Annotated in this window: 24 protein-coding genes, 1 other RNA gene and 1 pseudogene; 6 read left to right on the top strand and 20 right to left on the bottom strand. The window is 65.6% G+C overall.

The window, feature by feature from the left end; translation table 11 throughout:
* The first annotated feature begins 95 nt into the window (after positions 1 to 95).
* The 4 genes from hisN to NGB94_RS08695 all read left to right on the top strand — a co-directional run bounded on the left by hisN (position 96) and on the right by NGB94_RS08695 (position 4120).
* Complete coding sequence (hisN, locus tag NGB94_RS08710) at positions 96 to 911, top strand: histidinol-phosphatase (protein WP_325790225.1); 816 nt, start codon at positions 96 to 98, stop codon at positions 909 to 911.
* A gap of 1 nt (position 912) precedes the next feature.
* Entirely contained in the window at positions 913 to 1695 is a 783-nt protein-coding gene (locus tag NGB94_RS08705) for a class I SAM-dependent methyltransferase (RefSeq protein ID WP_325790224.1), read from the top strand.
* A gap of 111 nt (positions 1696 to 1806) precedes the next feature.
* On the top strand, positions 1807 to 2904 hold the full coding sequence (locus NGB94_RS08700; RefSeq protein WP_325790223.1) for a glutamate--cysteine ligase: 1098 nt from the start codon (positions 1807 to 1809) through the stop codon (positions 2902 to 2904).
* Between the two features lie 118 nt (positions 2905 to 3022).
* The gene (locus tag NGB94_RS08695; protein ID WP_325790222.1) at positions 3023 to 4120 is read left to right on the top strand and encodes a glutamate--cysteine ligase; all 1098 of its coding nucleotides are present in this window, start codon (positions 3023 to 3025) and stop codon (positions 4118 to 4120) included.
* 35 nt (positions 4121 to 4155) lie between these two features.
* Here NGB94_RS08695 and NGB94_RS08690 read toward each other — a convergent pair whose 3' ends face one another.
* Together NGB94_RS08690 and NGB94_RS08685 are read right to left on the bottom strand one after the other, a co-directional pair.
* The gene (locus NGB94_RS08690) at positions 4156 to 4704 is read right to left on the bottom strand and encodes a DUF3459 domain-containing protein (RefSeq protein ID WP_325790221.1); all 549 of its coding nucleotides are present in this window, start codon (positions 4702 to 4704) and stop codon (positions 4156 to 4158) included.
* Positions 4701 to 5858 (bottom strand): alpha-glucosidase, encoded by a 1158-nt coding sequence (locus tag NGB94_RS08685; RefSeq protein ID WP_325790220.1) that lies wholly within the window; start codon positions 5856 to 5858, stop codon positions 4701 to 4703. The genes NGB94_RS08690 and NGB94_RS08685 overlap by 4 nt, the downstream gene beginning before the upstream one ends.
* A gap of 225 nt (positions 5859 to 6083) precedes the next feature.
* Here NGB94_RS08685 and NGB94_RS08680 point away from each other — a divergent pair, with 225 nt between their 5' ends.
* Both NGB94_RS08680 and NGB94_RS08675 read left to right on the top strand, forming a co-directional pair.
* Positions 6084 to 6581: a DUF1269 domain-containing protein gene (locus NGB94_RS08680; protein WP_325790219.1), complete on the top strand. Its 498-nt coding sequence runs from the start codon at positions 6084 to 6086 to the stop codon at positions 6579 to 6581.
* Positions 6582 to 6665: 84 nt separating this feature from the next.
* Positions 6666 to 7037 carry a hypothetical protein gene (locus NGB94_RS08675; protein WP_325790218.1) on the top strand — a complete coding sequence of 124 codons (372 nt, stop codon included), beginning with the start codon at positions 6666 to 6668 and terminating at the stop codon, positions 7035 to 7037.
* A 6-nt stretch (positions 7038 to 7043) separates the two neighbouring features.
* On the opposite strand, the gene NGB94_RS08670 is transcribed toward NGB94_RS08675, so the two are convergent.
* The 18 genes and pseudogenes from NGB94_RS08670 to NGB94_RS08590 all read right to left on the bottom strand — a co-directional run bounded on the left by NGB94_RS08670 (position 7044) and on the right by NGB94_RS08590 (position 21827).
* A complete protein-coding gene (locus NGB94_RS08670) occupies positions 7044 to 7715 on the bottom strand; it encodes a uracil-DNA glycosylase (protein WP_325790217.1) in 672 nt (223 codons plus the stop codon).
* A 411-nt stretch (positions 7716 to 8126) separates the two neighbouring features.
* Positions 8127 to 8496: a transfer-messenger RNA gene (gene ssrA, locus NGB94_RS08665) on the bottom strand.
* 68 nt (positions 8497 to 8564) lie between these two features.
* The gene (locus NGB94_RS08660) at positions 8565 to 8924 is read right to left on the bottom strand and encodes a hypothetical protein (protein ID WP_325790216.1); all 360 of its coding nucleotides are present in this window, start codon (positions 8922 to 8924) and stop codon (positions 8565 to 8567) included.
* Positions 8924 to 9397 (bottom strand): SsrA-binding protein SmpB, encoded by a 474-nt coding sequence (gene smpB / locus NGB94_RS08655; protein ID WP_325790215.1) that lies wholly within the window; start codon positions 9395 to 9397, stop codon positions 8924 to 8926. Before smpB ends, NGB94_RS08660 begins: the two co-directional genes overlap by 1 nt.
* Positions 9398 to 9481: 84 nt before the next feature.
* The gene (locus NGB94_RS08650) at positions 9482 to 10912 is read right to left on the bottom strand and encodes a peptidoglycan DD-metalloendopeptidase family protein (RefSeq protein WP_325790214.1); all 1431 of its coding nucleotides are present in this window, start codon (positions 10910 to 10912) and stop codon (positions 9482 to 9484) included.
* A gap of 52 nt (positions 10913 to 10964) precedes the next feature.
* Positions 10965 to 11876: a permease-like cell division protein FtsX gene (gene ftsX, locus NGB94_RS08645; protein WP_325790213.1), complete on the bottom strand. Its 912-nt coding sequence runs from the start codon at positions 11874 to 11876 to the stop codon at positions 10965 to 10967.
* Entirely contained in the window at positions 11873 to 12700 is an 828-nt protein-coding gene (gene ftsE, locus NGB94_RS08640; RefSeq protein WP_325790212.1) for a cell division ATP-binding protein FtsE, read from the bottom strand. The genes ftsX and ftsE overlap by 4 nt, the downstream gene beginning before the upstream one ends.
* 175 nt (positions 12701 to 12875) lie before the next feature.
* Positions 12876 to 13793, bottom strand: a complete 918-nt coding sequence (locus tag NGB94_RS08635; RefSeq protein ID WP_325790211.1) for an alpha/beta hydrolase — start codon at positions 13791 to 13793, stop codon at positions 12876 to 12878.
* Positions 13790 to 14557 carry a 3-hydroxybutyrate dehydrogenase gene (locus NGB94_RS08630; protein ID WP_325790210.1) on the bottom strand — a complete coding sequence of 256 codons (768 nt, stop codon included), beginning with the start codon at positions 14555 to 14557 and terminating at the stop codon, positions 13790 to 13792. The genes NGB94_RS08635 and NGB94_RS08630 overlap by 4 nt, the downstream gene beginning before the upstream one ends.
* Positions 14554 to 15189, bottom strand: a complete 636-nt coding sequence (locus NGB94_RS08625; RefSeq protein WP_325790209.1) for a TetR/AcrR family transcriptional regulator — start codon at positions 15187 to 15189, stop codon at positions 14554 to 14556. The genes NGB94_RS08630 and NGB94_RS08625 overlap by 4 nt, the downstream gene beginning before the upstream one ends.
* A complete protein-coding gene (locus NGB94_RS08620) occupies positions 15186 to 16748 on the bottom strand; it encodes a class I adenylate-forming enzyme family protein (RefSeq protein WP_325790208.1) in 1563 nt (520 codons plus the stop codon). Before NGB94_RS08620 ends, NGB94_RS08625 begins: the two co-directional genes overlap by 4 nt.
* Positions 16745 to 17872, bottom strand: a complete 1128-nt coding sequence (locus NGB94_RS08615; protein WP_325790207.1) for a branched-chain amino acid ABC transporter permease — start codon at positions 17870 to 17872, stop codon at positions 16745 to 16747. The genes NGB94_RS08620 and NGB94_RS08615 overlap by 4 nt, the downstream gene beginning before the upstream one ends.
* Positions 17869 to 18747 carry a branched-chain amino acid ABC transporter permease gene (locus NGB94_RS08610; RefSeq protein WP_325790206.1) on the bottom strand — a complete coding sequence of 293 codons (879 nt, stop codon included), beginning with the start codon at positions 18745 to 18747 and terminating at the stop codon, positions 17869 to 17871. Before NGB94_RS08610 ends, NGB94_RS08615 begins: the two co-directional genes overlap by 4 nt.
* Positions 18748 to 18750: 3 nt before the next feature.
* Positions 18751 to 19515, bottom strand: coding sequence for an ABC transporter ATP-binding protein (locus tag NGB94_RS08605; protein WP_325790205.1), 765 nt, complete (start codon positions 19513 to 19515; stop codon positions 18751 to 18753).
* Positions 19515 to 19607 carry a hypothetical protein gene (locus NGB94_RS16795; protein WP_418910630.1) on the bottom strand — a complete coding sequence of 31 codons (93 nt, stop codon included), beginning with the start codon at positions 19605 to 19607 and terminating at the stop codon, positions 19515 to 19517. Before NGB94_RS16795 ends, NGB94_RS08605 begins: the two co-directional genes overlap by 1 nt.
* A gap of 192 nt (positions 19608 to 19799) precedes the next feature.
* Positions 19800 to 20195 (bottom strand): annotated as a pseudogene (locus tag NGB94_RS16790) (ATP-binding cassette domain-containing protein); the annotation flags it as partial.
* 90 nt (positions 20196 to 20285) lie between these two features.
* On the bottom strand, positions 20286 to 21488 hold the full coding sequence (locus NGB94_RS08595; RefSeq protein ID WP_325790203.1) for a substrate-binding domain-containing protein: 1203 nt from the start codon (positions 21486 to 21488) through the stop codon (positions 20286 to 20288).
* 255 nt (positions 21489 to 21743) lie between these two features.
* Entirely contained in the window at positions 21744 to 21827 is an 84-nt protein-coding gene (locus tag NGB94_RS08590; protein WP_418910588.1) for an integrase core domain-containing protein, read from the bottom strand.
* Between the last annotated feature and the right edge of the window lie 21 nt (positions 21828 to 21848).

Below are 21848 nucleotides of genomic sequence, written 5' to 3'. Positions count from 1 at the left end.
CCCAGCACATCTTCCAGCCCTCTTCCTGACCCGTACACGCCGCGCGCACCTGCGTAAACGTGGGCAGTGCAGCGGCAATAGCGATAAGTTGAAGTATGCCGTTCGTTCAGAACTACAACGATGATCTGCGTCTCGCCCATGTAATGGCCGACTCCGTGGACGACCAGACCATGTCCAGGTTCAAGGCCCAGGACCTCCGCATCGAGACCAAGCCGGACCTGACACCCGTCACGGACGCAGACAAGGCAGCAGAGGACGCCATCCGCGGCCAGCTCTCCCGTGCCCGTCCGCGCGACGCCGTCCTGGGCGAGGAGTTCGGCTCCACCGGCTCCGGCCCGCGGCGCTGGATCATCGATCCGATCGACGGCACCAAGAATTTCGTGCGCGGCGTGCCCGTGTGGGCCACGCTCATCGCGCTGGTGGACGACGGCGTTCCGGTAGTCGGCGTCGTCAGTGCACCGGCGCTGGGCAAGCGCTGGTGGGCAGCGACGGGCACCGGCGCCTACATGGGCCGCTCCCTGGCGTCCGCCACCCGGCTGCGGGTTTCGGATGTCTCCAGCCTTGGCGACGCTTCCCTGTCCTACTCCAGCCTTACCGGCTGGAAGCAGCGCGGCAACCTGGACGAGTTCATGGGCCTGACGGAATCCGTATGGCGTACCCGTGCCTACGGCGACTTCTGGTCCTACTGCATGGTGGCCGAGGGCGCGGTGGATATCGCCTGCGAACCAGAGCTCAACCTCTACGACATGGCCGCGCTGGTGCCGATCGTTACCGAAGCCGGCGGCCGCTTCACCTCCCTTGAGGGCGAAGACGGTCCCTTCGGCGGCAACGCCCTGGCCACCAACGGCATGCTTCACAATGAAGTACTGCAGCGCCTCAACCCCGACCTCGACGACCTCTTCCAGGACTGATTTGGCTTCCAGCGGACCCAGGCTTGACGGTCTGCGCCGCCGACAGCTCGGCGGCAGCTACCGCACCGGTGCCGAGCACTATGACAGGATTCGGCCGGGCTACCCGGCCGAGGCCGTGGACTGGCTCTTTGACGTGCCTGAACTGGCCGGGCGGGCTGCGCCGTCCGTCTCCGTGGCAGACGTCGGCGCCGGCACGGGGAAATATACCGCGGCGCTTGTCTCCGCGGGTTTCCGGGTCCACGCCGTGGATCCGTCGGCGGACATGCTGGCCCAGCTTTCCCGGACGCTGCCTTCGGTTCCCGTCACGGAAGGCACAGCGGAGCACACCTGCCTTCCCGGGGCCTCTTTCGATGCCGTCACCGTGGCGCAGGCCTGGCATTGGTGCGACCCGGAGGCCTCCGCACGGGAGTTCGACCGGATCCTCGCACCAGGCGGCTTTGCCGGACTGATCTGGAACCAGCTGGATGTCAGTGTGCCCTGGGTACACCGGTTTTCCCGGATCATCCATGCGGGCGATGTGCTGCGGCCGGGCTTCCGCCCCGAACTCGGGCCGGAGCTGAAACTGCAGGAGTTCCACACCACCGCCTGGTCGGTTGCCATGACACCGGAAGCCCTGGCGGAGCTTGCCCAGTCACGTGCCTATTACCTTTCCGCATCCGAGTCCACGCGGGCCAAGGTCATGGCGAACCTGTCCTGGTACCTCTACGAGCATCTGGGGCATGCCCCTGGCGAAGAACTGCAGCTGCCGTATCTCACGCTCACCTGGCGTGCGGTGCGGGCGTAGCAGCCGCCGCCCGCTACTTCCTCCGGAGCCCTCCCTGCGCTGCCCTGCACTGCCCTAAACTGAACCGACGGGCAGGCAGCTCCCGGATCTCTCCGCTACCAGGGGGAATGCATGGCTACGTTCGGCATCGAGGAAGAGTTCCTGCTCGTTGACCCGGCCACGGGTCTTCCCGAACCCCGCGCCGCAGAGCTCTCCCAGGCCCTGGCAGCAGCCCCGGGAGCCTTAGCTCCCGGCGCACCCGCACCCGCTGGCCAGGCTGAGTTCCTCGCCTGCCAGCTGGAAACCTCCACTGTTATCTGCGAGACCCTGGACGAGGCAGCGGAGTCCCTTCTGAGCGCCCGCACAGCGATAGCCCGCGCCGCCGCCGAGACCGGAACCGGCGTCGTGCTCTCCGGTGCTGCCCCCCGCATTGCGAATGCTCCCGCCGAAGTCTCCGGTACCGAACGCTACTTGGCCATGGGTGCGCTGACCGGGGCCGTCGCCGGGGAGCACTACCTCAACGGCACCCACGTCCATGTAGCCGTTCCAAACCGGGAGTCCGGGATCGCCGCGCTGAACGCACTCCGCCCCTGGCTCTCGACTCTCGCAGCCCTGGGGGCGAACTCCCCCTTCTGGCGCGGGCGGGACACCAGCTTCGCCAGCTGGCGGCTGATCCACTACCGCCGCTGGTCTGTCCAGGGCTGCCCGCCCGAGTTCGCCGATGCAGCGGACTATGAGCGCAGGCTTGCGCGGCTGCTGGCCTCCGACGCCGTCCTGGACGCCGGACACATTGGCTGGGCCGCCAGGCTTTCCCAGCGCTACCCCACCGTGGAGGTCCGCGTCAGCGACGCGCAGCTGGAAGCCGCCGATTCCGTTCTGCTCGCTGCCCTGGTGCGCGGCCTGGTACTGACCGCCGGCACGGAACCGGACACACCGCCTGAGCCCGAGCTGCTCGACGCCGGCCTGTGGCAGGCCGCACGCTACGGCCTGGGCGGACGGCTCATGGGAGCACTCGGAGATTCAGCTGCTGCAGCGGACCAGGTGGGGGCCCTGGTGGAGCACATCCGTCCGTCCCTGGAAGACAGCGGAGACCTGGACTACGTGCTGGCCGGGGTGCAGCGGCTGCTGGCTACCGGAACCGGAGCCGACCGCCAGCGTTCGGCTTATGCCTCCGCAGGCTGGGAGGGGCTGGCCCGCCTGTATGGGCAGGCCCTCACCGCGGAGGGGTAGCGCCGCAACAAAACCTCAGCCTGCTTCTCATTTGGCTTCGGGCCCCCCTTCGGCCCTAGTCTTTTTGAGGAAGTGCTGCGGGTGGATGCCTGCAGCCGCGAAAGATGGAGAGGGATGCATGGCGACACTGGGCATCGAGGAAGAGTACCTGCTGCTGGATCCGGTCACCGGACTCCCGGTGCACAAGGCAGAGGAAGTGGCAGGGTACCTGCACCGCTCCCCGCGGGTTACTGAAGGCGAAATCCAGCGCGAACTGCTCAGCTGCCAGATTGAAACCGCCACACCGGTCTCTGCCACGCTGACGGAGGCCGAGGAATACCTCCTGAACTTCCGCGGCCAGCTCGAAACTGCGGCCCGCAAGGCATCAGTCGTGGCATCCGGGACAGCCTCCGCGCCGTTCATTGAAGACCATTACCCCGAACTGACGGACAAGGAACGCTACCGGCAGCTGCGCGACAGCGCTCCCGGAATCGTCGGGGACCAGTTCGTGAACGGGCTCCACGTCCATGTTTCGATTCCGGACCGCGAAACCGGGGTCCAGGCACTGAACCGGATCCGGGAATGGCTTCCGGCCATCGTCGCCCTGAGCTGCAACTCCCCCTACTGGCTGGGACGGGACAGCGGCTTTGGCAGCTGGCGCGTGGTGCACTACCGCCGCTGGCCGGTCCAGGGCTGCCCTCCCACCTTCCGGGACGCTGCGGACTACGAGCGGCGGGTGGCGCAGCTGGTATCCACCGGCGCGATCCTCGACCGGGGCGTACTGACCTGGATGGCCAGGCTTTCGGATTCTTATCCCACGCTGGAGGTGCGGGCCGGTGATGCGCAGCTGCGGGCCCGGGACTCGGTGCTCATTGCTGCCCTGGTCCGTGGACTGGTGAGCACCGCCGTGGACGAAGCCGGACGCGGCATTGACCGCCCGGTGCCGGAGTCCGAACTGCTCGATGCTGCCATGTGGCAGGCAGCCCGCGAAGGGCTGACCGGCAAACTCGTGGATCCGGTCAGTGCGGATCTGGTCCCGGCGCGGGACCGGATCCAGGCTTTGCTGGAATTCACTGCCGAGGCGCTCGACGCCGAGAACGATACCGAGTGGGTACGCGCCGGGCTGGAAGACGTCTGGGAATCCGGCACCGGATCCGAACGCCAGCGCCGCGCTATGGACTCCGGCGGAACATCCGGGCTGCTGGATCTTTACGGGGCCGCGCTGACAGGTGAATAGCCGGCAGGTGGATGGCAGGTATCCCCCGGTACCGCCTAGGGCTGCCCGCTGATGTCCATCACGCGGGCTTCCCACGGTCCAAGCGTCGTCGTCTGCCGGCCGGTCCCGTAGTTGCTGAGGATCAGCTCGCCCTGCTGAAGGTCCTCGGGAATTGTCAGTTCACGGCCGGAGAGGTTGCCCAGCACCCCCAGTTTCATCTCCCCGAGGCTGCGTCGGAAGGCGAAGAGGGCTGGATGGTTGGCATGCAGCAGCAGGAAGTCGCCCGTTGCCACAACCGGCAGCTCATGGCGCAGGCGGATGAGCTGCCGGTAGTACCTGAAGATCGATTTCGCCGAGGCCCGGTCCCGTTCGACGTTGATTTCCTCGGACCGGGGGCCAATCCCGATCCAGGGAACACCCTCTGTAAAACCGGCGTTCGGCCCTGGCGTCCACTGCATGGGTGTCCGCGCGTTGTCCCGGCTGGAGTGCTGCAGGATCTCCAGGGCAGCTGACGGCTCCATACCCCGCGCGATGGACTCCGTGTAGAAGTTCAGTGACTCAACGTCACGGTATTGCTCGATGCCGGTAAAGCCGGCGTTCGTCATGCCGATTCTTCGCCCTGGTAGATAAACGGCGTACCGCGCTGAAGATGGAGCAGGGTCGCCCACAGCGTCGCCGACTCGTAGCGGAATGCATCGTCATTACCAAACCGGGAGACGTGCCTGGGCTGGTCATGGTTGCTCAGGTAGAGGCTGTTCCAGCCGCGGTCGGCGAGTCCGCGCTGCCACCGGTTCCAGCTGGTCTTCAGGTCACGCAGCAGCACCGGACGCCGGTCCCACTTTCCACCCGGCCCGTGGTCCAGGTTCACGTGCTCAAACTGGAAGAGCATGTCCAGTTCGCCGCGGTAGGGATTAGTGAAGAGCCGGGCCTCCTCCACCGTGGCTCCGGTCGTCTCTCCCACCACCAGGTAGTCTGCCTCCCGGCTCCCGAACACGGCACGCATCATTTCCTGCACGAACTCGTGGACCCGCGGCCCGGACGTGAAGAACGGCGCCCCGTCTCCCCACACTCCGCCGTACTGCACCATGCTGTCCGGGAAGCGCTGGTCCTTGGAAACGTAGTTGATGGCGTCCATCCGGAAACCGTCGATCCCCCGGTCCATCCACCAGTTCATCATTTCGAAAATCCTGGTCCGCACCCGTGTGCTGGCCCAGTTGAGGTCCGGCTGGTGCCGGGAGAACAGATGCAGGTAATACTGCTGGGTTGGTTCGTGCCAGGTCCAGGCAGATCCGCCGAAAATCGATCCCCAGTTGTTGGGCTCTGCGCCAGGCTCCCCGCCCTGGAAGGAGGGACGCGGATCACGCCAGAAGTAGGAGTCACGGGAGACGTTGTCGCGGGAGGAAGCGGACACCCGGAAAGCGTCATGGTCCGTTGAGGTGTGGTTGATCACCAGGTCCATGATCATCTTCATGCCGCGTGCATGGACCTCGCCGAGCAGCCGGTCGAACTCTTCCTCGGTTCCAAAGACAGAATCGATCCGCCGGTAGTTGCTGATGTCGTATCCGTTGTCCCGCTGGGGCGACTGGTGGATGGGCGAGAGCCAGATGACGTCGACGCCGAGTTCTTCCAGGTAGTCCAGCCTCTGGATGATGCCGCTCAGGTCGCCAATACCGTCGCCCGTGGTGTCCTGGAAGCTGCGCGGGTAAATCTGGTAGACCACGGCGTTGGTCCACCAGGGCGGGCGGGAGAGGTCCCTCATGCAGACTCCTGGGTCGGCGATCCGGTGGTGCCGAAACCTCAGTCTACGGCTGGGGAACCCGGGGCGACAGGGACCGGAAGAAGACTTGGACGGCAGGGGGCTCCTGCAGCCCTGTTCCCTTGCCGCGGGTGGCAGCCGCTGGCTAGCGTGGCACCTACTCTAACCGTCCGTGTGCCGGACACACGCCGGATAGTGCCTGGATCCCAACTGTTTGGAGTATCTGCCATGGCAACACTTACCGTATGGAAATTCCCTGATGCGGACGCAGCTGAAAGGGCGACGCAAACCCTCGCCAGCCTTGAGTCCCAGAGCCTTATCACCGTGCAGGACGAGGCAATCGTGACCTGGCCACAGGACAAGAAAAAGCCCCGGACCATCCAGGAACACAATATGACTGGCGCCGGCGCCCTAGGCGGCGGCTTCTGGGGACTGCTGTTTGGGCTGATCTTCTTCATCCCGCTGATTGGTGCGGCCGTCGGAGCTGCCATCGGCGCGCTGACCGGTTCCATGGTTGACGTTGGCATCGATGACAATTTCATCAAGCAGGTTCGCCAGGAAGTCAGCCCCGGTACCTCGGCCCTGTTTGTGCTCTCCTCCGACGCTGTGGAGGACCGGGTCCTGGATGCCTTCAAGGACGGTTTCCCGGGTGCGACGCTGATCGCCACCAACCTCTCCAAGGAGCAGGAGGCAAATCTGCGGAAGGCATTCGCCGAAGCAGACTAGGTTCCGGCAGCCTGGAGCTGTGAAGTGTGCGGCAGGGCACGACGGCGGTGAACCGGCGTCGTGCCCTGCCGTATCGTTGAAGTGATGATTACCAGACGCCAGGCCGCACAGTACCTTGATATTCCGCTCGAAATGGCCGCAAAGCACGGGATCCCGCCCCGCCTGGAGCAGGCCGAGCTCGATGAGCTGGATGTGAATCCTCCCGCATGGCTGGCGCAGTCGCGGGCCAACCGGACCGGCAAGCGTCCTGTTTGGGTCCGCCTTGAGTGTGAGGTCTGCGGCTTCCGTGAAACTGCCCGGCCCAAGAAGTGGTGGCCGGAGTTCACCTTTGTGGCCTGCTACGACCACAGTGCCCGCGAACTGCCGGCAGTTCCCGAAGGAAATATCCGCAGCGAATACGAGGGCGTGGGCTCCCGCTTCACCGGAATCGTCGATGTTCCGGTGAGCGGGAACTAGCTCTTTCTAGCGGCCGGTGGCAGCCAGGCCGGTGCGGGCCATGGCGTCCTTGTAGACGATCCGCATTTCTGCCAGTGATTCCTGCTGGCGTTCTTCCGTGGCGCCGAATGAACGGCCCTCGGCCGAACGGGCCTTGTAGACCTTGAGGCTGCGGCGGTAGATCATCCGGTTTTCAGTCTTCAGGAAGGCTGCGGCCAGCCGCTGTGCCTCGGTGCCGTGGGCAACGATCACCGATGCCCGGGGCACCAGCGCCAGGAAGCGCAGCAGCGGCTTCAGGCCTTCGGCAACCTCTTCCTTGGTGAGCTTCGTGTGCGGCTCACCCGGGGTGTACCAAGGGTGGACGTTCCACGGCATGACGTACTTGGGCTGCAGGCCTACCTGCCAGTGGACGCCGAGGAGGCGGGTGACGGCTTCGTCACTGCCGGCGGTGATGAAGCCCGACGGGTGAGCGGGTCCGTTGTTTGAGAACAGGCTCACGATCCGGGCTTCTTCCACGTCATGCTGAGGATCAACGTAGGGCACTTCACTGCCGGGCTTCAGCTCGGCGAGCGTGTCGCACAACTGGTTGACTTCAGCGACGTTGGGTTCGTAGCGGCGGTCGAACAGCGACAGCGCGGGGGTTTCTGCGGGGGATTCCGCAAGCGGTTCTGCGGACGTTTCTGCGGGGGCGGACTGCATGGGGGTGGCGCTTCTCCTACGGTATTGCGTGTCTTCCCGCCGCGGGGCGTGGGGGCACGTCGCAGTGCTCCGGCTTGGCGGCGCTTGGGAAAGCGCAAGGGCGCGGCGGAGCAGCAGGTCAGTGGTGGGTGCGGTGGAAAGGGGCGCCTCCGCGCCGGAAGCCGGACACTGCTGTGGAGCAGGGCGGCGGGCGAAGGGCTTCCTCCAAGCTTACCAAGGGCTGGCCGGGGCGGGAGCCAAAAGCGATCGCCGCCTTCCCGGCCGCTGGTCCGCCCGGCCGTCTCCGGCTGCCGGCCCACGGCCCTGACATGGGTAGTTCTGCCCGTCTCTTGCCCGCCGAACCGCACGCAAGGCGGCAAGTGAACACAACACAAAAAACACCCCGGCCCGAAGGCCGAGGTGCTTTGTGGTTTGTGGAGATGGGGGGAATTGAACCCCCGTCCGATGTCGTGTTGTCAGGGCTTCTCCGGGCGCAGTTCACGTCGGATTTTCTCGGCCCCAGCCATCATGTGAACAAGTGGCTGATCCAGGCCCAGCCGTCTAAAAGTCCCGAGCACTCCAACGGCAAGAGTACTCAGCAGTGGCCCTCTAAATGACGCCAGGATCCGGGACGAGAGCATTCCCGGTCTGACGGACTATGCCCGCTGCTTAGGCAGCGAGAGCGAAGTCAGTGCGCTTAGAATCGGCACTTATTGGTTTGCAGAGAGCGTTTACGAGATAACCCTGCATCCTCGGCCCGCTTCACCTGTCGCGACTAACATCGTCGAAACCTGTCATCCCCGTATTCAGTTACCAAACTGATGTGTCCGTGCCGCTACCGGCCGGACCGTTAACTATAACGCATTTGCGCTAGAACGTCAGGCCGAACACCGTGACCGGCGCGCCCCAGAGCACGAGCACCAGCACTGAGAGCAGCACAAACAGTACCGACAGGATGGCCAGGGCGGTCATGCCGGCGTACTTTCGGCGGAATGCCCAGCCAAACAGCACAGCGTTCGCGGCCAGCAGCAGCGGGGAAATCCACACCAGGAGCTGCGCCAGGTACACGTAGAAAACCACGAAGAACGGCACCACAACCAAAATGACAACCGGAACCACGGCCGCCACGATCAGCAGGTCAACGGCAGTAACCGCCCAGGCCCAGATCGGCTTGCGCTCCCCCGCCGGGGTATCCTCCTCGGGCTGTGGCTCCCAGAAGGTACCGCTCACTACGAGCCCCGGTTCTTGGCCCGCATCTCACGCAGTGCCTCACGGTTATCCTGCTTTTCCCGCAGGGTCTGCCGCTTGTCATAGTCACGCTTACCGCGGGCGACGGCGATCTCAACTTTGGCGCGGCCGTCCAGGAAGTAGAGCTGCAGCGGGACGATCGTGAAGCCGGATTCGCGGATCTTCTGCGAAATCTTGTCCAGCTGCTCGCGGTGCAGCAGCAGCTTCCGCCGCCGGCGGGCGGAATGGTTGGTCCAGCTGCCGTTGAGGTATTCCGGGATGTAGACAGCCTCAAGCCAGAGTTCGTCGTTGTAGAACGTTGCGAACCCGTCCACCAGGGAGGCACGACCCTCACGCAGGGACTTCACCTCGGTGCCCATCAGCACCATCCCGGCTTCGTAGGTGTCCAGGATTTCGTAGTTGTGCCGGGCCTTGCGGTTGGTGGCCACGACTTTTCGGCCACTTTCTTTGGGCACGGTTCAACTCTCCTTCATCGCTTTGCGTCTCGCGGGTTCCGCCTCCGGCTAGATTCCCCGGAGGCGAAACACCCATTCTAGGCCCTAGAGCAGTCCCATGGGATTTACGAGCTGCCCGTTGAGCATGGTCTCGAAGTGCAGGTGGCAGCCGGTGGAGTTGCCGGTGGTACCCACATAGCCGATCAGCTGCCCGGCGTTGACCCACTGTCCGGCAGAGACGATACGGCTGCTCAGGTGATAGTAGTTCGTGGCCAGGGCACTGGTGCCGATCACGCCGTGGTTCAGCACGATGCGGTTTCCGGTGCCGATCATCTCTCCGCCGCCGGTATCCGAACGCCAGACTTCTCCCGCCGCAGCGGCGTACACGGGTGTGCCGCACTGGGCTCCGAAGTCGATGCCGGAGTGCAGATAACCGCCGGTTCCGGAGAAATCGATGGTTCCTGCCGGCGTCGCACGCCACCCGAACCCGGAGGTCAGCGGCGCGCTGACGGGGTACCGCAGTCCGAATGCGGACGGGTTGGTTGGCTGGATGGTCTGGGGCGGCGGTGCGGGCTGGTTGTTGCGCGCAGCTTCCTCGGCGGCCCGTCGGTTCGCTTCGGCGATCCGGGCTTCCTCGGCCCGCCGTGCCTCTTCGAGGAGGATGCGCTGGCGTTCGGCGATCTCCGCCTGCACCGCGGCCTGCTCGGACTGGATCGAGGCAAGCTTCGCCTGGATTACCGGCTTCTTTGCTTCCAGCTGGCCATTGAGCGCTTCGGCACTGGCAATGAGGCTGTCGACTTTCTCCTTTTCAGCGGCCGCCTCGTCACGGGCTGCCTGCTCTGCCCGCAGCGCTTCTTCAGCCTGGGCCTTCAGCGAAGAGATCTCCTCTTCCACTGCGGTGAGACGGGCCTCGGAGTTTACGTTGGTCGCGGCCTGCTGGGAGAGGCGTTCGACGGCGGCATTCTGGCCGCGCAGCGCCTGGCCGGCCATGCCCATGGAGTCGGTAAGGCTGTCAGCGCCGTCGGCCCCGAACATCAGGGTCAGGCTGGAGGGTACGCCGCCGCTCTTGTAGGCCTGGCTGGCGATCTGCCCAATGACCTTCTGGGTCTCGTCCAGCGCCTTGCGGTCCTCTTCGATCTGGGCGGCGATCCTATTCCGGCTTTCCTGTGCCAGCGCTACCCGGTCAGTGAGTGCGCCAACCTTTGCCGAGGCGGTAGTAACCCTGCCTTCCGCGTCAGCCAGGACGGACTGCGCTGCAGGCAGCTCCTCGTTCTGGTAGATATTCAGCTGGGCAACCGTCTTGGCAATGTCAGCGTCCAGGTATTCGTACTCCTCCTGGACCCGCTGCTGCTCTGCCTGCAGTGCGTTCTTGCGGTCGTTAAGCTCATCAGCCTGGGCAGGCGTGAGGACAGCACTAAAACCAAGGACCAGTGCCATGAGCATTGCTGCTCCGGCGGCGGCGGTTTTCCGTGCAGCACCCAGCCGCGCAGCAGGTACTGCTGCGCTCCCCGGAGGGAAACCGCGGCGGTTATTCATTATCGAGACCATACATGTAGCGTTCTGCTTTCCTTTGACCAGTGCCCACACTCTAAACCTTGATATAGCGTCTGAGCGTCAGCAGTGAGGACACACCTGCCAGTAATGTACCCAAAATGAGTAGGACCGGGCTCAAAAGCAGCACTTCACGTGCGGAAATGAACGCGGTAGCCGGGTATTGGCGGGCCAGCATCCCGATGAAGAAGTGCGCCACTGCCCACAGGGTTCCGGAGGCCAGTACTGCTCCAATCAGCGCCGCAATCACGCCTTCAAGGACAAAGGGCAGCTGAATCACGGCCTTCGACGCCCCCACCAGGCGCATGATGCCGGTTTCCCGGCGCCGGCTGAACGCGGAGAGGCGGATGGTGGTGGCAATGAGCAGGATCGCACAAACCAGCATCAGAACGGCGACGATGAGCGCCACCAGCGATGCAATGTTCATGAAGGAGAAGACCTTCTCCAGCAGTTCACGCTGGTCACTGACCGATTCAACGCCGGGCATGGAGGAAAACGCCTCGTTGATAACCTCGTACTTTTCCGGATCCACGAGGGAGACGCGGAAGGTTTCCGGCAGCTGGTCCGCCGTCACACTGTCCACGATCGGGGAATTGGCGAACTGTTCGCGGAAGTGGCCGAGTGCCGTTTCCTGGTCTTCGAAATGCACGGTGTCGATGTACTGCTCGAACTCGGACGAGTTCAGTTTGGCCTCAATGGCACTGCGCTGTTCATCAGTCACGGAGCCGGAAGCACAGGAGGGCGACACGTCATTGTCCACACAGAGGAAGACAGCTACCTGGACGCGGTCGTACCAGTAGCCCTTCATCTGGTTGATCTGCATCTGCAGCAGGCCGGCAGCCCCCACGAAGGTGAGCGATACAAAGGTCACCAGGATGACCGAAACCACCATGGACAGATTTCGGCGGATCCCCGAACCAATCTCGCCCAGGACAAATGCCATCCTCATTCGGAGACCTCCGATCCGGCCGGGCTGTTCTGTTTCGCGGGGTCCGGGGTCTTTGCGGCGTCGGCGGGCGCGGCGTCGGACGCAGTATCAGCCTCGGACGCAGCTTCGGTTCCTGCAGCGGGCACGACCGGCTGCATCGCCGTCGCCAGGTAGATGCCCTCACGTTCGTCACGGACCACTTTGCCGTTGCGCAGTTCGATTACGCGTTTGCGCATCGCATTCACAATGTCGTGGTCGTGCGTGGCCATGACAACGGTGGTGCCGTTCTGGTTGATGCGGTCAAGGACCTTCATGATGCCCAGCGAGGTGGTTGGATCAAGGTTGCCGGTGGGTTCGTCGGCCAGCAGGATGCCGGGCCGGTTCACGATGGCCCGCGCGATGGCTACGCGCTGCTGCTCACCGCCGGAGAGCTCGTGAGGCAGACGGTTGTCCTTGCCTTCAAGTCCGACGGTCTTCAGGACTTCGGGAACCGAGTCCCGGATCACGGCGCGGGAGCGGCCGATGACCTGCATGGCGAAGGCAACGTTGGCGAACACGGTCTTGTTGGGCAGCAGGCGGAAATCCTGGAAGACGACGCCGATGCCGCGGCGCAGGCGCGGTACGCGCCAGCTGGGAATCTTCGCGACGTTCGAGCCCGCCACGTACACGGTTCCCCGCGTTGCGTGCTCTTCCTTGAGCACCAGCCGGATGAGCGTCGATTTACCCGACCCGGAGGCGCCCACCAAAAAGACGAATTCGCCGCGGTCTACGTCCAGGCTGACCTGGTTCAGGGCAGGCCTGGAGTTCCGGTCGTAGACCTTGGTGACGTTGTCGAAAGTGATCATTACTGTTTCATGCCCTTACGTAGCAGCCGGAACGGCAAGGGCCTTTGGCCTTGGGAGCAGGGAACCGGCCTTTCGACTATAGCCAGCGGATCCCTCCACCGGGCAGAGCACCGAGTGGTGTGTCGCCGGGTCAGCCGCTGCGTTCCGGCAGCCAGCTGCTGACCCGGCCGAAGGTTCACCCGGCCGGCGGTTCACCGGCAGGCAGCCGGCGGGAGGCAACCTGTTCCGCCAGCACGGCCGCGACGGCCGAAGCTCCCGGATCATCCATGACAACCGTGTAGTGGTTGGTTCCGGGCACGTCGGCGACTTCCAGCTCCGGCAGCCGTTCCTTCCAGGAACCGATGTAGGCGGGCGAGTACAGCCCCGGCTCCTCATTCAGCAGGCCGCGCGGAGCACGGAGCAGGCGGACCGGATGGGCCAGCTCATCCAGGGCCTTCAGAAGCGCCGTCCCGCGGTGCAGCTCAGCCGTGTCCTCGACCAGTGCCTGGCCCGAGGTGGCAGCCCGGAATCCGTTGCCGTGCGGCTGCAGATCGTAGGCGAGGTAGTCGCGCAGCAGGTCATTCCAGTGACCGGCGAACGCAGGATGCGGAGCCCAGAACTGTTCGTAGTCCGCGAGGGAGCCGAACACCTGTTCCAGCCGTTCGGCTGCCGGACCCAGCACGGCCTGGATGATCTGCTCATCACTCAGCCCGGCCGGCACGTCCAGCGGCAGGCCGCCGTCGACCAGCACCAGGGAATCCACCAGCTGCGGGTGCCGGTTGGCCAGCACCAGTGCCGCGAAGGCACCCATCGAGTGGCCGGCGACGACGGCGCTCGGCACCGCGAGTGCCTCCAGCACGGCTGCGAGGTCGTCGGCGTGGACCGGCATCCCGTACGGTCCGGGCAGGGTATTGCTGCGGCCGCGGCCGCGCAGGTCCGGGGCGATGAAGCGGACGTCCGGCAGGGCTGCGGCAACCATCCCCCACGTCCGGTGCGACGCCGTGACTCCGTGGATGGCCAGGACGGTGGGCGCATCCGGGTCGTTGGGCCCCCAAACGCCGGTGTGCAGGGTTCCGCCCCGGACAGGAACGGCAGCGCTGGTGTAGGTGCTCATCGTGCACTCCACCCGCCGTCCATGGTGTAGGAAGCACCGGTGACCATTCCCGCACCGGACCCGGCGAGCCAGGCGGCGAGGGACGCAACTTCCTCCGGCTCGACCAGCCGCTTCACCGCGGACTCGGTGAGCATGATCGAAGCGACTACTTCTTCTTCGGGAATCGAGTTGATGCGGGCCTGGTCGGCAATTTGCGCCTCGACCAGCGCGGTGCGCACATAGGCGGGGTTGATGCAGTTGGACGTGACGCCATGGGGGCCGCCCTCCAGTGCGGTGACCTTGCTGAGCCCTTCCAGTGCGTGTTTGGCGCTGACGTAGGCACTCTTGAATGCTGAGGCCCGCAGCCCGTGGACGGAGGAAATGTTGATGATCCGGCCAAAGCCCCGCTCGTACATTCCCGGCAGCGCCGCTCGGATCAGCAGGAAGGGCGATTCGACCATCAGCCGGTGGATCAGGCGAAACGTCTCCGGGTCGAAGTCCTGGATCGGATTGATCCGCTGGATGCCGGCATTGTTGACCAGGATGTCCGTGTCCAGGGACAGGTTCTCCAGCTCCCGCGTGTCGCTGAGGTCCACTTCCCACGCTGTGCCGCCGGTGGCTGCTGCCACCCGTTCTGCCGCTTCCCGGTTCACGTCCGCTACGGTGACCTTTGCGCCCAGCGCGGCGAAGGTGCGGGCGCAGGCCTCCCCTATGCCGGACCCGCCTCCGGTGACCAGCGCCGTCCTGCCCTCCAGGCCTGCCGGGAGAATTCCCTCAGTACTCATGCTCCGCCTCCGTCTTCCGGCGCCTCAGGCGCCATGCCTCGTTCGATGAACCGCATCATTTCCTCAAATTCAGCTTCCGGGATTTCCGGTGCGGTACCCCCGCCGGACCGGTCCGCGTGCCACAGGACCCAGCGCATGCCCAGCATCTCGCCGATCCCCATCAGCGCCCACGCCACCGTGTCCACGTCCATCGGGCGGATCTCCCCGGCGTCGCGGGCTGCCTTGAGGCCCTCCACGTAGCCGTTCACGATCCGTGTGTAGTGCATGCGCAGGGCACCAGGCGAAACAAACTCGGCCTGGCGGATGATCCGGTAGAGCGCGGGGTGTTCGGCGGTGAAGCGGAAGAATGCCCGAAACCCGGCCCGTTCCGCTTCGATCCGGTTGCCGGCGGCTTTGGCTGCTTCCGTCATGGCCTGGCGGACGCGGCGGTTCAGGTCCTCCACCACCTCGTCGAAGATGGCCTGCTTGCCTTCGAAGTACAGGTAGAAGGTGCCCAGGCCAATCCCGGCCTGTTCCGTGATCTTTACGATCGAGGCGTCGTGGTAGCCCACGGATTCGAAGACCTGTTCCGCGGCTTCAAGCAGCCGGGCACGGGTCCTGGTGCCGCGGGCTGTCCGGGGTGTGGTGCTCATGTGGTGTCCTGCCGGTTCGGGGTCGCGGGGTGTTGGTTGTCGGAGCGGGCGCGCAGCCGGGAGCGGGCCACCTTGTGCAGCGAGGTGCGCGGCAGCGACTCCACGAAGCAGACGCGGGCGGGCACTTTGTACCGGGCCAGCCGGGCGGCGCAGTGCTCCAGGATGTCCAGGGCGTCAGGGGCGGTTCCCGGACGGCGCACCACCCAGGCAACCCCGGTTTCACCCCAGCGCGGATCCGGTTCACCGGCTACCGCGGCTTCTGCCACCGCCGGGTGCTCCAGCAGCACTGCCTCCACCTCTGCCGGGGAGACGTTCTCGCCGCCGGAAATGTAGATGTCCTTAAGCCGGTCGATCACACGGAGGTACCCGTCGGCGTCGCGCTCCACCAGGTCTCCGGTGTGCAGCCAGCCCCCGGCGAGCGCAGCAGCCGTTGCCTCCGGATCACGGAAGTAGCCGGTGAAGACCCCCGGTCCGGAGACCAGCAGTTCCCCCGTTCCCGGTCCCTGCAGCGGTTCCCCGGTCACCGGATCGGCAACGGCAACGTCCACGTGCGGATACGGTTTGCCCGCCATGCCCACCCGGGCGCCGGCTTCCTCCTCTGGCAGGCACAGCACGTTGGGGCCTGCTTCACTGAGCCCGTAGCCCTGGGCCAGGGCTACGCCGCGGGCGTGCCAGGTCCGCAGCAGCGGCGCCGGCATCGGCGCTCCGCCGACGACGGCGCGGCCCAGGCTGGAAAGGTCCGTCCGGTCAAAACGCGGATGGCAGGCGAGCATCAGGTAATGCGCGGGAACCCCCATCATGGTGGTGACCTTCCGGTCCTCTATCAGCGCCAGCACGCGTCCGGCGTCGAATGTGCGTTCCAGCACCACCGTGGCGCCGGTCCACCAGGCCAACAGGGGCTGGATGTTCCATCCCCCGGCATGGAACTGAGGCAGCACGGCAAGCACTACATCCCTGCTTCCGATCTCCGCGGTGCGGGAGAGGGAGAGGTTGGTCCAAAAGCAGTTCGCGTGGCTGAGCACCACCGCTTTGGGATCCGCTTCGGTGCCGGAGGTGAAAACCATCAGCAGCGGGTCATCATCCAGGACCTGATCCCCCGTGCTGCCGGTTTCCTCCAGCAGCCGCAGCGGGGACGGCGGTCCGGCTTCCACACCGGTGCGGCCCAGGGCGGCCGACGGCGGCGGAACAGCCAGCCGGGCGGACGCCTCCATGGCCACGGCGGAGAACTCATCTTCAACCAGCAGAAGCGCGGGGTCTGCGAGCGCCAGCTGTGCCGCCAGTTCACGGGCTGAAAGCCGCCAGGACAGCGGTACGAGGACCAGCCCGGCCTTGGCGCAGGCGAAGAAAGCCACCACGTGGTCGGCACTGTTTCCGGTGACGGTGGCGATGCGGTCTCCGCGCCGGTAGCCGGCCTCCTTCAGCGCGCGGGCAAGAGCTGCGGACCTGTTTTCCAGGTCCCGGTAGCTCAGCGGGACACCGCGGTCATCGATCGCGGTCCGGTCCGGCGTGGAGAGTGCACGGTCGGCCGTCCAGCGGCCCAGTGTATGCAGTGAACTCATCCGGCTTCCTCCAGGATCTGCTGCGGCCGGCGGGCGGCTTCGCGGCTGCGCAGCCGGGCGGCGGCCCCGGCAAGTCCGCCGGGAAGGAAGAGCACCACCAGAATGAACAGGGTACCGAGAATGAACAGGGGCTCCGAGAGCGGAATCTGCAGGATCCGCGGCAGGCCGGCTATCGCATCCGAGTTGGCGAGCGCCGTCAGCCGCTGGTCCAGGAGGGTGTAGACCACTCCGCCCAGCACCGCTCCCCAGCGGGAACCCACACCGCCCAGGACCACCATGACCAGCAGGGTGATGGTGAAGTCGGAGGACACTGCCCGCGGCACCGCTCCGGACTGCAGCAGCAGATAGGTCATGCCGACCACTCCGGCCAATGTGCCTGCGACGACGAAGATAAGCAGTTTGGCCAGGTAGGGCTGCAGGCCCAGCACCCGCACGCGCATCTCGTTCTCCCGAACCGCGGCTGCGACGTGACCGGCACGGCTGCGCTGGATCCAGGCCGTCACGAGGAACACCGCCACCAGGGCTGCGAGCGCCAGCCAGTACAGGTTCCGGGTGTTCGCCACCCCGACCAGGAAAGACGGCACATGCTCCGTGGCCAGGCTGAGGCCTTCTTCTCCCCCGGTGGCGCCGTCCGGGTTGCGCCTCACCATCACGGATCCGGCCTGGGCGAAAGCGAGGGTCACCATGGCGAAGGGTATGCCGGTCACCCGCAGCGCGACGGCGCCGGTCAGGTTGGCCAGCACGATCACCACCACCAGGGTCAGCGCCATGGCCGGCAGCAGCGGCAGGCCGGTCCGGTCCAGGATGATCGCCAGCCCGTACACGCCGGCGCCGAAGTACAGGGCGTGCCCAAAGGAGAGCATGCCCGCGACGCCGAGCAGCAGATGGTAGGTCAGGGCTGCGGCAGCCATCAGCATGCAGAGGGCCATCAGCTGCAGCGAACCGGGGGTGTAGGTGGGCCCGGGCAGCAGCCCGGGCAGAGAGAGGTTGAACAGCGGCAGCACCGCCAGCACGAGCACACCGGCAGCACCGGCTGCCCAGGCAACCGGCCGCCGTCGTGCTTTGCCTTCCTGCCGCACCGCTGGCGGAGTCTTGGTGTCCTCCCGGACCTGGGCTGCGCTCATGCCGTTACCGCCTTTCCCATCAGTCCCGCCGGTCTGGCCAGCAGGACCGCGGCGAGGAGCAGGACCACCACAAAGTCGCCCACACCCCAGTAGAAGTTTGCGAACTGCTGAAGGATCCCCACCGCCACGGAGGCCAGCGCTGCGCCGGTAAGTGATCCGAGGCCGCCGATTACCGTGACGATGAACGCGAAGATCAGCAGCGAACCGCCCAGCAGGGGTGACACATAGCCGAAGTAGTGGCTGGCCAGCACGCCGCCCATGCCTGCCGCGGCCCCTCCAATGGTGAAGACGAGGGTGAACGCCTTGCGGACATCTATGCCCAGGGCCGTGACCATGGACCGGTTTTCAACGCCGGCCCGGATGATCATGCCGTACCTGGTCTTCTTCAGGAACAGCAGCAGCCCGCCCAGGACAAGGGCTGCGGCGAGGATGGCCACGAACCGGTCATTGGGGATCCGGGCGCCAAGGATGTCCGTGGTTTCCTTCAGCCAGGCGGGACCGGTGATGAAGGACGGATCGGTGCCCCAGATTCCTTCGAACAGGGCCACCGAGGCCAGGGACAGGCCAACCGTCACAAGGACCTGTTCAATGTGGCGCTGGTAAAGCGGGCGGATCAGGATCCGCTCAGTCAGGGCGGCGAACACCGCGCCGGTGGCGGCACCCACGGCCAGGGAGATGAAGAAGACTCCCCAGCCCCCGGCACCGAGTGCCTGGGCCGCCTGCCAGCCAATGAACGCACCGAGGGTCAGGAAGGAGCCGTGGGCGAAGTTCAGCACGCCCATCAGTCCGTAGATCAGGGACAGCCCGGAAGCGACCAGGAAGTACAGCGCGCCCAGGCCAAGGCCGGTGACGGTGAGCAGAATGACGGTGCTCATGCCTCAGGCTCCTTTCGGTGCGGCTGTGCCGGCAGGGTTCGGGTTCTGGTCTGCGGTGCCGGTATGCACGCCCAGCAGCCGGTGGTTCAGATCCGTGTCATCAAGGAACTCCCCGGCGTCCATGCCAGTCAGTGCCACCTTGCCGCCGGAAAGTACGGTGACGGTCGAGGCGAGCTGCCGCACCACGCTCAGGTTCTGTTCCACCAGCAGGATCGGCACGGTGCGGGCGGCTTCGGCCAGGGCATCGGCGACCTCCTGCACGATCTTCGGTGCCAGGCCCTTGGTGGGTTCGTCCACCAGGAGCACCTTGTTGGTGTTCAGCAAGGCACGTGCCAGGGAAACCATTTGCTGCTGTCCCCCGCTGAGCGTTCCGGCCATCTGGGCAGAGCGCTTGACCAGGTCCGGGAAGAGGTCCTCCACGAGCTGGCGGCGGGGGTGTTCGTCCCGCTCGGCGAGGCGCAGGTTCTCCGCCACCGTGAGCCGGGAGAAGACTTCCCGGTCCTCCGGCACGTAGCCCACCCCGCGGGCGATGATCCGGTGGGTTTCGGCGGCGTCAATGCGCTCGCCGTCGAGCTCCACCTCACCGGTGCGGGAGATGAGTCCGATGACCGCCTTGATGGTGCTGGTCTTGCCCACCCCGTTGCGGCCAAGCAAGGCGGTGACGCCGGCGGCCGGGACCTCGAAGCTAACATCCTCGACGACCTGCTGGCCGCCAATGGAGGCGGAAAGGTTCTGCACCCGCAGGATGGGCGCGGCGGCAGTGTTCATCAGACGGGTTCTCCCAGGTAGGCGCTTTGAACCAGCGGATTGGCCATGACGGCTTCCGGGGTATCGACGGCAAGCAGGCTGCCGTGGTGCATCACCGCGACCCGGTCCACCAGGCCCAGGACCACTTCCATGTGGTGCTCCACCATCAGCACGGTGCGCCCGGATTCACGGTGCATCCGCCGGATGACTTCAGACAGGCCAGCGACGTCGCCGGAGCCGACCCCGGCCATGGGTTCGTCGAGCAGGATCACTGCCGGATCCGCGGCCAGCAGCATCGCGATCTCAACCTTGCGCTTGTCTCCATGGGACAGGCCGCCCGCCCCGGCCGCCGCCTTCGTGCCCAGGCCAACCTCCTCGATGCACTCGGCAGCGATCCGGGTGGCTTCGTCTCCGCCGCGCGGAAAGCGCAGCAGCGAAAGGCTTCCGCCCAGTTTCGCCTGGGCGGCCAGCCGCACGTTTTCGAGCACACTCAGCTGCGGGAACAGGCTGGACGTCTGAAACGTCCGGCCCAGTCCGGCGGCTGCCCGGCGATGCACGGCAAGCCGCCCGACGTCGTTCCCCGAGACCGCCACGGTGCCCTCGGTGGGGCGCAGCAGTCCGGAGATGACGTTGAACAGGGTGGTCTTGCCGGCGCCGTTCGGTCCGATCACGCCGAGCATTTCACCGCGGCGGACAGTGAGGTGCACGTCTTCCAGGATTCGGGCCCCGCCAATGCTGAGTCCGACCCCGGTGAGTTCAAGGGCGTTGGGTGTGTCCATGGAATCCACGGCCTACTTTGCGGCTTCCGGCGGAGCAACCGAGTCCGCGGCGACAGTTTCAACAAGGGTGGGAACCCAGGTACCGCCCTGGTCATTGAGGGTGACCTGGTACATGTCCTGCAGCAGGGCATGGTCCGAGGCGCGGACAGTGGTTGTGCCCTTGGGCCCCTCGAAGCTCCAGCCCTCCAGGGCGGAGACCATAGCGTCGACGTCGCTGCCTCCTTCGCGGACGGCCTGGACGATCATCTGTCCGGCCACGAAGCCATCGGGGGTGAACAGGTCGGCTTTCTTTCCGGCTGCTTCCACCGACTCGATCATCGCCTTCTCCACCTCGTTGTCCCCGGCACCCGGGAAGTAGTGGTTCAGGAAGGAGATCTTGGTGCCGGCCGCGCCGTAGGCTCCGAAGGTGGCGGCGTCGCCGAGTCCGGTGACGATTGGCGCGGCGTCGAAGGCTCCCTGCTGGTCCAGTGCCTGCCACATGGAGCCCGACGTCGCTCCTGCCCAGGCGACGAACGCCATGTCCGGTGCGGCATCGATCAGCTGGCGGGCGAACGGGGTGAACTCCGTGGCGTCTTCGGGCACCAGCACGCTGGAGACTTCCGCGCCTTCGGCACCGAGGACGGCTTCAACGGCGGCGAGGTTGCCCTGGCCAAAGGCGTTGTCCTGGGCGAAGACCACTACCTTCTTGCCGGACAGGTCATCCACGAAGGAACCTGCCGTGGCTACGTCCTGCAGGGACTGGCGGCCGGAGCGGAAGGTGTACTTGTTGATGCCCTGGATGGCGTCAGTTGCCGCAGGGCCGGAGATGTAGAGGACCTGGTTCTGCTCGGCCTGTTCGGCGAGCTTGAGTGCGATGCCGGAGACCACGGTGCCGGCCAGGATCTTGTAGTCCTGTCCGATGAGGTCCTTGGCGACGGTGACAGCTTTGTCCGGGTCTCCGCCGTCGTCGTGGTAGGTGATGTTCAGCTCGGTGTCCCCTACCTTGCCGGTGCCGTCGGTGGCGTAATCGATGCCTGCCTGCAGGCCTTCGTAGTAGGCCTCGCCGTAGGCCGCCAGCGGCCCGGTCTTCGAGTAGACGATTCCGACGTCGACGCTGGACGGCGCTTCGCCGCCTTCTGCCGGTGCGGTGCCGGCGTCGGTGGACGGGGCGCAGGCGGACAGGGCCAGCCCGGTGGTCAGGGCCGTGGCGAGGAGGAACTTCGTTGTTGCCTTCACGGTGGTGTGCCTTTCAGTGCGGTGGCTGCAGTGGATGCATTCGGTGCCGGCCGGGCCGGGGTTTTGGAGCACTAACCTGAAAGGCGATTCAGGTTACGGAAAATGTATGGCATGGATCACATTTCCGTCAATGGGCCTTTTTGGACATGCGGAAAATCCCGGCTCCCTCAGGGGAGCCGGGATTTCTCTGGAGGGCTACTGCTCTGCGACCAAATGGCCGCCGTCGTGCGGGGCTAGTTGTACTGAGACAGCACGTTAGTTACACCGGGTGATGGGTGCTTTGCCTCCGAGGCTGCTGTGTGGGCGTTGGTGGTTGTAGAAGTCTAGCCACGGTTGCAGGGCATCGGTGCGGGCTTGGTT

It is taken from the genome of Arthrobacter koreensis, from assembly GCF_035792275.1.
GTDB classification, from domain to species: Bacteria; Actinomycetota; Actinomycetes; order Actinomycetales; family Micrococcaceae; genus Arthrobacter_B; species Arthrobacter_B koreensis_A.
The sequence above is the reverse complement of the archived record's forward strand: the minus strand, read 5'-3'. Positions and strand labels throughout refer to the sequence as shown.